The sequence below is a fragment of the Pseudomonas sp. P7779 genome, from assembly GCF_013386315.1.
Classification (GTDB): Bacteria; Pseudomonadota; Gammaproteobacteria; order Pseudomonadales; family Pseudomonadaceae; genus Aquipseudomonas.
The window spans coordinates 1-10,240 of the sequence record NZ_JACARZ010000108.1 but is presented as its reverse complement, the minus strand read 5'-3'; the positions used below and the strand labels follow the sequence as shown (position 1 = coordinate 10,240).

9 protein-coding genes and 1 pseudogene are annotated in these 10,240 nt (G+C 63.1%); 4 read left to right on the top strand and 6 right to left on the bottom strand.

Going from position 1 to position 10,240, the window contains the following annotated elements; all coding sequences use genetic code 11:
- Window positions 1-1,470: aldehyde dehydrogenase family protein (locus HX869_RS26950; protein WP_178903922.1), on the bottom strand; the 1,470-nt coding region annotated here is incomplete at its 3' end.
- A gap of 13 nt (window positions 1,471-1,483) precedes the next feature.
- Complete coding sequence (locus HX869_RS26945) at window positions 1,484-1,873, bottom strand: cytochrome c family protein (RefSeq protein WP_178903921.1); 390 nt, start codon at window positions 1,871-1,873, stop codon at window positions 1,484-1,486.
- A gap of 226 nt (window positions 1,874-2,099) precedes the next feature.
- Here HX869_RS26945 and HX869_RS26940 point away from each other — a divergent pair, with 226 nt between their 5' ends.
- From HX869_RS26940 to HX869_RS31900, 3 genes and pseudogenes are all read left to right on the top strand, one after another.
- On the top strand, window positions 2,100-3,422 hold the full coding sequence (locus HX869_RS26940; protein WP_177049368.1) for a hypothetical protein: 1,323 nt from the start codon (window positions 2,100-2,102) through the stop codon (window positions 3,420-3,422).
- A 53-nt stretch (window positions 3,423-3,475) separates the two neighbouring features.
- Window positions 3,476-4,762: pseudogene (locus HX869_RS31905) on the top strand (HAMP domain-containing protein); the annotation flags it as partial.
- Between the two features lie 24 nt (window positions 4,763-4,786).
- Entirely contained in the window at window positions 4,787-5,617 is an 831-nt protein-coding gene (locus HX869_RS31900; protein ID WP_372865720.1) for a methyl-accepting chemotaxis protein, read from the top strand.
- Between the two features lie 130 nt (window positions 5,618-5,747).
- On the opposite strand, the gene hpaC is transcribed toward HX869_RS31900, so the two are convergent.
- Window positions 5,748-6,260, bottom strand: a complete 513-nt coding sequence (hpaC, locus tag HX869_RS26930) for a 4-hydroxyphenylacetate 3-monooxygenase, reductase component (RefSeq protein ID WP_003212611.1) — start codon at window positions 6,258-6,260, stop codon at window positions 5,748-5,750.
- Between the two features lie 219 nt (window positions 6,261-6,479).
- On the opposite strand from hpaC, the gene HX869_RS26925 reads away from it, so the two are divergent.
- Complete coding sequence (locus HX869_RS26925) at window positions 6,480-7,085, top strand: response regulator transcription factor (RefSeq protein WP_003212609.1); 606 nt, start codon at window positions 6,480-6,482, stop codon at window positions 7,083-7,085.
- A gap of 260 nt (window positions 7,086-7,345) precedes the next feature.
- On the opposite strand, the gene feaR is transcribed toward HX869_RS26925, so the two are convergent.
- The 3 genes from feaR to HX869_RS26910 form a co-directional block, all read right to left on the bottom strand.
- Window positions 7,346-8,266: a transcriptional regulator FeaR gene (feaR, locus tag HX869_RS26920; protein WP_023658728.1), complete on the bottom strand. Its 921-nt coding sequence runs from the start codon at window positions 8,264-8,266 to the stop codon at window positions 7,346-7,348.
- Window positions 8,267-8,326: 60 nt separating this feature from the next.
- Window positions 8,327-9,277, bottom strand: coding sequence for a PDR/VanB family oxidoreductase (locus tag HX869_RS26915; protein WP_177028817.1), 951 nt, complete (start codon window positions 9,275-9,277; stop codon window positions 8,327-8,329).
- Between the two features lie 100 nt (window positions 9,278-9,377).
- The gene (locus HX869_RS26910; protein ID WP_003208858.1) at window positions 9,378-10,118 is read right to left on the bottom strand and encodes an SDR family NAD(P)-dependent oxidoreductase; all 741 of its coding nucleotides are present in this window, start codon (window positions 10,116-10,118) and stop codon (window positions 9,378-9,380) included.
- Window positions 10,119-10,240 lie beyond the last annotated feature (122 nt).

Here is a 10,240-nt window from a genome sequence, read left to right as displayed (position 1 = left end):
CTTCAGCTCGGTATAAGCCTCAATCACCGCCCGCCCAAACTCCCGCCCCATCCCCGATTGCTTCACCCCGCCAAACGGCATCGCCGGGTCCAGCAACACATGCGCATTCACCCAAACCGTCCCCGCCTCGATCCGCGGCACCAGGTTCATCGCCTTACCCAGATCATTGGTCCAAAGACTGGCCGCCAACCCATACCGATTGTCATTGGCCAACTCAATCACCGCATCCTCATCATCAAACGCCATCACCCCCAACACCGGCCCAAACACCTCCTCCCGCGCCACCGCCATCCCATGATCGATATCCGCCAAAATCGTCGGCCGCACATAAAACCCCTCACCCGCAACCTCATCCCCACCGATCACCACCCGCGCCCCTTCAGCCCGGGCCTGCTCGATATGGCGCAGTACCCCTTGCTGCTGCTTGCGCGACACCAACGGATTAATCGCCGCCTCACCATCCATCCCCGCCCCCAACGGCATCGCCGACACCGCCGCCGCCAACCCCTCGACAAACCGGTCATACACCGAACGATGCACATAAAAGCGCGAAGCCGCCGCACACACCTGTCCGTTGTTCAGCAACCCACCCAGGATCGCCCCCTGGATCGCCTTATCAATATCCGCATCCGCCAACACGATCATCGGATTCTTGCCCCCCAACTCCAGGGCAAACCGCGTCATGTTCTCCATGCACGCCACCCCCACGCTCTTGCCCACCGCAGTCGAACCGGTAAACGACACCTTGCTCACCAACGGATGAGCAGTCAGAACGCCCCCCACCGACGCACCGCCGCCGGTCACCACGTTGAACACCCCCGCCGGAATCCCCGCCTCCAGCGCCAGCTCCGCCAGGCGCATCGCCGTCAGCGGCGTTTCCATCGCCGGCTTGATGATCACCGTGCACCCGGTCGCCAGCGCCGGCATCAATTTCCAGGCCGCAATCAGCAGCGGGAAATTCCACGGCACGATGCCCACCACCACGCCCACTGGCTCGCGCTTGGTGAACGCAGTGAACCTGGCCCCCGGCGGCAAAGGGATCGACACATCAAAGGTCTGCCCTTCGATCTTGGTCGCCCAGCCCGACATGTAGCGCATGAACTCCACCGTGGCGTTCAGATCCAGCCCCCGCGCCAGGTTGATCGACTTGCCCTGGCTCAGGGTTTCCAGCTGCGCCAGCTCCTCGGCATGGGCCTCAACCAATGCGGTGAAGTTCAGCAAAATCCGCTCACGGTCGGCCGGGCGCAATCCCGACCACACGCGGGACTTGAACGCCGCATGGGAAGACTGCACCGCCTGCTCCACCACGTGCAGCGGCGCGTCGAGGGTTTCGCACAGGGTTTGCCCGGTGGCCGGGTTGATCACCTTGATGTGTTCGCCCTCGGCAAATACCCATTGGCCATCGATAAAGCAGCCATGACGACGGTCCAGGAATGCAGCCACCTGCGGCAGGATTTCAACGTTGCTCATGATTCACCTGTATTCAATGCTGATCTTTGAGAAAGCAGGCGACCGCTTGGCGATCGTCGGCCGAAGCCAGGCCCATGTAGGGCATGTAGGTGCCGGGCACAAACGCCTGGGGTTGGGTGATGAATTGCGCGATGGTCTCGGCTTGCCACTCGACGTTTTTGTCACGCATCGCCTGGGAGTAGCTGAAGCCCGCCAGGGAGCCGGATTTACGTCCGTAAACGCCCGCCAGGTTTGGCCCCATCATTGTCGCGCCGCCCTTCGCCACCGCATGGCACACGCTGCATTCGTTGGCGAAAACCTGGGCGCCACGGTTCTGGTCAGGGCCGCATTCAGCGGCGAATGCGCTGTGGGCCAGGACCAGCGACAGCAGGCCGGCCAGGGAAAATCTGTGTGCAGTGAACATAGAAAAACGACCTTGGAAATCATCGAAGTTGCCGACGATTGTCAGGGCTCAAGGTCGCTCGGGTTTTGCCCTGCGTGCCAGTCGTATTGGCCGGGCTGCCAAACCGTGGATTCTGGCAAGCACAGTCAAGTCTTTGGCAACCAGACAAAAGGCACGTCAGTTCGCCAGCATTAGTATCGCGGCAGACCCCAACCCTGTGGTCATGAACAAGAATGGATGCCACACCATGCTCAAGTCCCCCTTGCTTCGTCTCTCGACCCTCGCGCTGATGATCGGCGCCAACCCGGCCGGCGCTTATGAGCTGTACGCCGATGACAGCAGTCATCTGAACGCCACGCTGGAAGCGGTATTCGGTGCCTTCCACAGCCAGCAGAACTACAGTCAATCCGGCCGCCTGGCCAAGGGCTCCTCGTCCTGGCGCGAGGGCTACGTGAAGTACGGCCTGAGCTTCGACAAAAGCTTCAGCGGCGCCGGCACCACCTACGGTGCGGCCAACCTGCTGAGTTCCGGCACCTGGGGCGACGGCGATGCCGCAGGTTTCAGCGACGGTTCGGAGCGCACCACAAAATTCGAAGACGCCTACCTCGGCTGGCGCTCGGGCAAGTTGTTTGAGGCCCTGGGCGAGAATGGCGTGGACCTGTCCTTCGGCCGCCAGAACATCGTGGTCGGCGACGGTTTCCTGATTGACGGCGACGCGCTGAACTTCGGCAAGGGCGTGGCCGATGGCGACCTCAATCGCGGCGGCGGCTACTACATCGCCGCCCGCAAGGCCTTCGACGAAACCGCCGTGTTGCGCCTGGGCGGCAAGGAAGGCTGGCGCAGCGACCTGATGTGGCTCAAGTCCGATAACCGTGCCCAGGCCAAGACCGAGATGTACGTCGCCACCCTCGAACACGTGGCCGCCGAAGGCACCGTGGGGCTGACGTACATCGATACCACCGACGTCGACAAGCAGTACGCCTCCCCCACGCAGCTGGAACGCGATGGCATGAAGACCTACAGCCTGCGGGCCACGGGCAATGCCGGGGTGACCAACCTGTTCCTGTCCGGCGAATACGCCTGGCAGGACAAGCCCCACACCGGCAACGAAGACGCCTGGTACCTGGAAGCTGGCTGGACCTTCTCCGACGTGACCTGGACGCCGTATGTGAGCTACCGCTACAGCCGCTTCTCGGAAGGCTTCGACCCGCTGTTCTACGGTTTCAGCCGTGGCTACGGCACCTGGTTCCAGGGTGAAGTGGCGGGCAACTACGCCGGGCCGTTCAACAACAACTCACGCATCCAGAACGTCACGTTCAAGGTTTCGCCCCTGCAGAACCTCAACGTCGGCGCGGTGTTGTTCGACTTCAAGACCATCGACCGCAACCTCGGCAACAACGACGGCCACGAGCTGGACCTGTACGCCGAATGGCACGTCAACGACCACCTGACGGTGATGCCGCTGATCGGCCTGTACCAGCCGGACAAGAGCGCCGAGCAAGGCGGCACGCAGCTGGGTAATCACGATAAAAACCTCTACAGCCAAGTGGTGTTCGCCACTAACTTCTAAGCCCGGCCGGGGCGGTGGCGCCGCCATCGCCCCGCCTGGCCAAGGCCTTCGCAATGCACACGAAACTCCTCACGTTCCAGAGCAAGATCGCCCTGCTCGCCGGCCTCTGCCTGTTATTGGTGGTCGGCCTGCTGATGAGCCTGTCGCTGTACCAGACCCACCAGAGCAGCCAGCACGTGGCCCAGGCCAGCAGCGACATGCTCGCTGCCGCCGCCAAGGAACACATGCAGGCCCTGGGGCAAGTTCAGGCCATGCAGGTGCAACGCACCTTCATGCAAACCCATGAATACGGCCAGGGCTTGTCGCGTTATGTGCTGTACCTGCGGCAACTGCAACAACAGGGCAAACTGACCCGCCCAGAGTTGCGCCAGGAGCTGAATACCCAGCTGCGCCAGGCCCTGGTCGACAAGCCCGACCTGCTCGGGATTTACGTCATTTTCGAAGCCAATGCCCTGGACGGTGACGATGCCCACTTCGTCGACCAGGCCGCCGTCGGCAGCAACGAGGCCGGGCGCTTCGCCCAATACTGGGTGCAGGCCACCCCGGGTGAACTGACAGCGGTAGTCGGCGACGAAGCGCTGCTGGCCAATACCTCGCCCGGCCCCAGCGGCGCGCCGTACAACGCCTTCTACACCTGCGCCCGCGACACCGCCAGGGCCTGTGTGCTGGAGCCGTATTTCGACGAGGCTTCCGGCAGCCGCAAGCTGGTGACCAGCATTGCGTTCCCGCTGATGGAGCACGGCAAGGTGATCGCGGTGATTGGCCTGGACATCAACCTGGCGGCCTTGCAACAGGCCAGCCAAACCAGCGCCGGGCAACTGTTCGACGGCCACGGGCAAGTCAGCATCGTCAGCCCCAAAGGCGTGATTTCCGCCTACAGCGAGGACGCCAGCCGCCTCGGGCAGCCGATCAGCGAAGTCATGCACGATGGCGCCCAGGTACTGGACGCGTTGCGCCAGGGGCAACCGCAAACCTTTGTCGATCAACAGCAAATCAAGCTACTCGAACCGCTGGCACCGATTGCCGGTGCCGCACCGTGGGGCGTTCTGGTGGGCGTGCCGCAGTCGGTGCTGCTGGCGCCGGTCACTGCGCTGCAACAGCAACTCGATGCCCAAGGGGTGAAAAGCACCGCCCTGGAACTGCTGCTGGGTGGCGGCTCGGCCCTGCTCGGCCTGCTGTTGATCTGGTACGCCGCGCTGCGCATCACTCGGCCGCTGCAAACCCTGACCCGGGTGATGGAGGACATTTCCCGTGGCGAAGGCGACCTGACGCGGCGGCTGGAGGTGCAATCCCGGGACGAGATCGGCCAGTTGGCCAGCGCCTTCAACCGTTTTGTTGAACGTATCCACCAGTCGATCCGCGAAGTGTCTTCAGCGGGGTTCGGGGTTAACCAGGTGGTCAAGCGGGTGCTGCTGGCCTCGAATTCCTCGCTGAACAACTTCGATGAACAGGCGACCCGCACCAACAGTGTCGCGGCGGCGATCAACGAACTGGGCGCCGCCGCCCAGGAAATCGCCCGTAATGCCTCCGATGCTTCGCAGCAAGCCTCCGGCGCCCGGCAACAGGCTGAGGACGGGCGCCAGGTGGTGGAGCGCACGATTGCCGTGATGAATGAACTGTCGGGCAAGATCAGCGCCTCGTGCGTGCACATCGATGCGCTGAATCACAAGACGGTGAACATCGGGCAAATCCTGGAGGTGATCAAGGGCATCTCCCAGCAGACCAATCTGCTGGCGCTGAACGCCGCCATTGAAGCGGCCCGGGCCGGTGAGGCCGGGCGCGGGTTTGCGGTGGTGGCCGATGAGGTGCGCAGCCTGGCCTATCGCACCCAGGAGTCGGCGCTGGAGATTCAGCAGATGATCGAAGAGCTGCAGGTGGGCGCACGGGAATCCGTCAGCACCATGACCGAGAGCCAGCAGCACAGCGAGGAAAGCGTGAGCATCGCCAACCTGGCGGGTACGCGGCTGGCCAGCGTGACGCAGAGGATTGGCGAGATTGATAACGTCAACCAGTCGGTGGCGGCGGCGACCGAGGAACAGACGTCGGTGGTGGAAGCGCTGAATGTGGACATTACCGAGATCAATATGCTGAACCAGGCCGGGGTGGAAAACCTGCAGTCGACGCTGCAAGCCTGTACCGAGCTTGAGCGTGAAGCGGAACGCTTGAATCAGCTGGTGGGCAGCTTTCGCATCTGACCAACAACTGCCCCGCAGGCCCCATGTGGGAGCGGGCTTGCTCGCGAAGACAGAGTGTCAGCCACTGAATAGGTTTCTGATACACCGCCTTCGCGAGCAAGCCCGCTCCCACATTTGATCCCCTGCATCTTCAGCAATGGGCGCCAGCATGCTCAATCCGGTGAAACAGCCGGTTGAAGTACACCAGGCTGTCGCCCTGCCCCCGCACCCCAACCCGCGACAACTCCACGAACATCACCGAATGCGACCCTACCTCCTTGCACTCACTGATACGCCCTTCCAGTTGCACCAGCGCATCCCGCAGCACCGGCACCCCCGCCTCGCCTCCGTCCCACAGGTCCCAGGCAAACCGCTCCGCCATGGGCACCTGGGTCATCCCGGCAAAGTGCCGCGCCAGCTCTTCCTGCTCCCCGCACAGCACGTTCACGCACAGCTGCCCATTGGTACGGAACACATCATGGGTCGCACTCCCGCGGTTCACGCACACCAACACCGTGGGGGGCGAATCCGTCACCGAGCACACCGCACTCGCCGTGATCCCGCAACGCCCGCCCGGCCCGTTGGTGGTGATGATGTTCACCGCGGCCGGCAGTTGCGCCATGGCGTTGCGAAAGTCGATTTGCTGCTGGCTCAGGTCGGCCATGTCGGTGCCCCTTTACGGTCCGTGGGTGATGCCACAAGACTAAGATGCCCCGTGCGGCGCGACCATTCAGACGATCCCCATGCCGACTAGGTGGTTTCTTTATCGTCAGGGCCGTTCACACTGGGTATTCTGCTGGCAAGGCTCCACAGATGAGCCAATGTCCGCCGCAGCGTGCCCGCGTGCGAAAACAATAATTAGAAATTCTCGTGGCAGTCCCTGATGGAAATTCGCACACCGATTGTTTACATCGTTGATGACGACAAAGACCTGCGTACCTCGCTGGCCTGGCTGCTGGAGTCGGTCAGCGTAAAGGCCCAATGTTTCGCCGGGGCCGAAGAGTTCCTTGCGCACTACGACCCGCGCCAGCCCGCCTGCCTGGTGCTGGACGTGCGCATGCCGCAGACCAGCGGCTTCCAGTTGCAGGAGATCCTCAACCGGCGCGGCAGCACCTTGCCGACCATCTTCGTGTCGGCCCACGGCGACATACCGATGTCGGTCACCGCAATGAAAAACGGCGCGCTGGATTTCGTCGAGAAGCCCTACAACCCGCAACAGATGATCGACCGCATCCAGGCCGCGCTGAAGACCGCTGTACAGGCCCAGGCCGACCAGGAACAGCGCGAGCACCTGCAAGGCAAGCTGGCGCTGCTGACGAGTCGGGAGCGAGAAGTGTTGATGCTGGTGGTGGACGGCAAGGCGAGCAAGGTGATTGCCCGCGAGCTGAACATCAGCGTGAAGACCGTTGACGTGCACCGCACCAAGATCAAGGAAAAGATGGGCGTGACCAGCATCGCCATGCTGGTCCGCGAGGTGCTGTATCCCTAGGGCGCGATGATTGAATGTGGGAGCTGTCGAGCCTTGGCGAGGCTGCGATGGGGTCGCGGCGGTGTACCTGTCAGACCGAGTGGCCTGCATCGCAGGCAAGCCAGCTCCCACAGTTGACCTCATTCCAATGTGGGAGCTGTCGAGCTTCAGCGAGGCTGCGAAGGGATCGCTGCGGTGTACCTGTCAGACCGAGTGGCCTGCATCGCGGGCAAGCCCGGCTCCCACAGGAAAATGCATTCCAGGTTCGGGAGCGGCACGCATCAATGATGGCTATAGCGCTTGCGGTACTCGCCCGGTGACACGCCGAAGCGCGACTTGAACGCCGATGAGAAGTAGCTGGAGTCGGAGAAGCCCCAGGCATAACACAGCGCCGACAGCTTCTGCTCCGCCGGCGAATGGCGCAGGGTTTCGGCGCAGAAATCCAGGCGTCGGTGCTTGATGTACTGCGCCACCACCAGCCCGCGCTTGGAAAACATCCGGTACAGCCCGCGCACCGACACTCCGACTTCCCGGGCGATCAGCTCGGGGCAGAGTTCTTCGGCGCCGATGTGCGCATCGATGTAGGCGATGGTCTTGCGAAACTGCCGTTCCTGGGTGTCCACACCGTTGTCCCGGGCGCTGATCCCCGGCAGCAGCAGGCTGACCAATGCATCCAGCACGGCTTCGCTTTCCTGCATGCCCAGGTCGTTTTGCTGGCGGGTGTCGAGCACCATCTGGCTGGCCATCAGCGCCAACGGCGTGCGCGCCGAGATCCGCGTCGCGCAGTTGACCGCCGTGAAGTGCGAACCGCGCTCCACCACCTGGCGCGGCAGGATCAGCGACAATTGCCGGGAGTTGTCGTGGTAGGTCATGTCACTGGGGCGGCAGGCGTCGATCAGGGCGATGTCACCGCAGCCCAGTTGCGCACGGTTGTCGCCCTGTTCCAGCTGTGCGCTGCCCTGCAACTGGAACACCGCGTAGTAGTGCCCTTCATTGCCCGTACTGACTTCCTTGCTGCTGCGATACAGATGCACCTGGGCCATATCGACCACGCTGAGCTTGATCGCGCCGCTGCGAAACTCGCTCAATTCCCCATAAAACCCCGCGCCCAGGGCCCTGGCATCGAAGCGTCCACAGGCCTGGTTAACCTGCTGTAACCAACGCTCGAACGATTCGTTACGTTGCACCGTTGAACTCATCATGACCGCAAGGCCTCACATTTTTTATTTTTTTGGTCCCAGCAATCTTACGGGTAGCGCCGATCAAATATCCAATACCAGACGAGCGGATACCGCCCGGGAAACACACGCACAAATCTGCCGGTTGGCGGCCTTCTCCTTGGTCGACAGGCAATTATCACGGTGCTCGGGCACGCCTTCCAGCACCTCGACAATGCAGGTGCCGCAGATGCCTTCGCGGCACTCGGTGTCGATGTCGCAACCGTGGGCCTGCAATACGTCCACCAGGCTGGTATTCGCCGGTACTTGCAGCACCACGCCGGAGCTGACCAGCTCCACCTCGAAACCACCGCTGGGCCCGACATTCACCGCTGGGTCGGCCTGGAAGTGCTCCAGGTGGATCGCTTCCTCGGGACGGCTGCGGGCCGCCACTTCCACCACCTTGTGCATGAACGGCGCGGGGCCGCAGGTGTAGACGTGGGCAGCCGCGCCCGCCTGCTCCAGGCAGGTACTCAAGGCCGCATCCAGCGCGCCCGGCTCGACGCCATAGTGAAACTGCACATGCTCGCCGAATGTATCGGCCAACAGCTGGGTAAACGCCGCGTACTGCGCCGAACGTGCAAAATAGTGCAGGCGCCACGGCTGGCCGCTGTCGGCCAGTCGATAGGCCATGCTCAACAGCGGCGTCACCCCGATACCGGCGGCAAACAGCGCATGGGCCGGCGCCTCCGGGTCGAGGCGGAACAGGTTGCGCGGCGCGCCCATCTCCAGCTCCATGCCCTCCTGCACCTGCTCATGCAGGGCCAGGGAGCCGCCACGGGATTGCGCCTCTTTCTTCACCGCCACCAGGTACGCGCGGCCATCGTGGGGCGGGCTGCACAGCGAATACTGGCGGGTGACGCCGGTTGGCCCGGTGAGGTCCACATGGGCCCCGGGCTCATAACTGTCGAGGGGCTGGCCGTCACTGCGCACGAGGCGAAAGGAACGGATATCCAGCGCTTCATCGACGATGCGTTCGATCTTCACCTTCATCATTGCAGCACCTGAATCCTGTTGTTTCGGTTGAACGCTAACCTGTGGCGAGGGAGCTTGCTCCCGCTGGACTGCGCAGCAGGCCCACTCTCTTCGGCGATGACTAGCGCATGAACAGCCCGCCGTTGATGTCCCAGCACGCGCCCGTGATCGAGGCGGCGTGGTCGGCGATCAACAGCAGCACGGTGTCGGCGATGGTGTGCGGGTCGCCGAGGGTGCCCGTCGGGATAATCTTGAGGATCTGCTCCAGGCGCTCCGGCGCCACGGTTTCGCGCACCACCGGCAAATCAAGCGGGCCTGGCGAAATGCTGTTGACCGTCACGCCCCGGGGCGCCAGTTCACGGGCGAAGACCTTGGTCAGCGTAGCCACGCCGCCCTTGGCCGCGGCGTAATGCGCGCCAGTGGCAGTGCCGCCGTTTTGCCCGGCGAGGGAGGCGATATTGACGATGCGCCCGAACCCTCGTTCGGCGAAATGCGCACCAAACACCTGGCAGGCCACGAACGTGCCCCGCAGGTTGATCGCCATCGATTCGTCGAATTCCTCGGGTGTGATGTCCATCAGCGCCGCAACTTTCGACACTCCGGCGTTGTTCACCAGGATATCGGTGCCGCCCCAGCGCTCGCTGAGCAGGTCCCGGGCGCGAATAAAATCGGCCTTGTTGCGCACATCCAGCTCGATGGCGACGGCGGTTTCGCCGCGGTTGTCGAGTTCAGAGGCCAGGCGCTGCACGCCGTCCAGGTGCACATCCGCCAGGCCCACGCGGTAGCCTGCGGCGTGCAGGCGCCGGGCGATGCATTCGCCGAGGCCACGGGAGGCGCCGGTTACAAGCGCGATTCGGTTCATCAGGATGTCCTCATCTCAACTGTGGGAGCGGGCTTGCTCGCGAATGCGGTGTGTCAGTCAATGCATTTGGCGACTGATCCACCGCATTCTCGAGCAATCCCGCTCCCACATTCGTTTTGTGT

What these genes read in the sequence shown, in the direction of transcription:
- HX869_RS26945 (WP_178903921.1), bottom strand. Translation starts at nt 1,873, where the DNA reads ATGTTCACTGCACACAGATTTTCCCTGGCCGGCCTGCTGTCGCTGGTC.
- HX869_RS26940 (WP_177049368.1), top strand. Translation starts at nt 2,100, where the DNA reads ATGCTCAAGTCCCCCTTGCTTCGTCTCTCGACCCTCGCGCTGATGATC.
- hpaC (WP_003212611.1), bottom strand. Translation starts at nt 6,260, where the DNA reads ATGGCCGACCTGAGCCAGCAGCAAATCGACTTTCGCAACGCCATGGCG.
- HX869_RS26925 (WP_003212609.1), top strand. Translation starts at nt 6,480, where the DNA reads ATGGAAATTCGCACACCGATTGTTTACATCGTTGATGACGACAAAGAC.
- feaR (WP_023658728.1), bottom strand. Translation starts at nt 8,266, where the DNA reads ATGATGAGTTCAACGGTGCAACGTAACGAATCGTTCGAGCGTTGGTTA.
- HX869_RS26915 (WP_177028817.1), bottom strand. Translation starts at nt 9,277, where the DNA reads ATGATGAAGGTGAAGATCGAACGCATCGTCGATGAAGCGCTGGATATC.
- HX869_RS26910 (WP_003208858.1), bottom strand. Translation starts at nt 10,118, where the DNA reads ATGAACCGAATCGCGCTTGTAACCGGCGCCTCCCGTGGCCTCGGCGAA.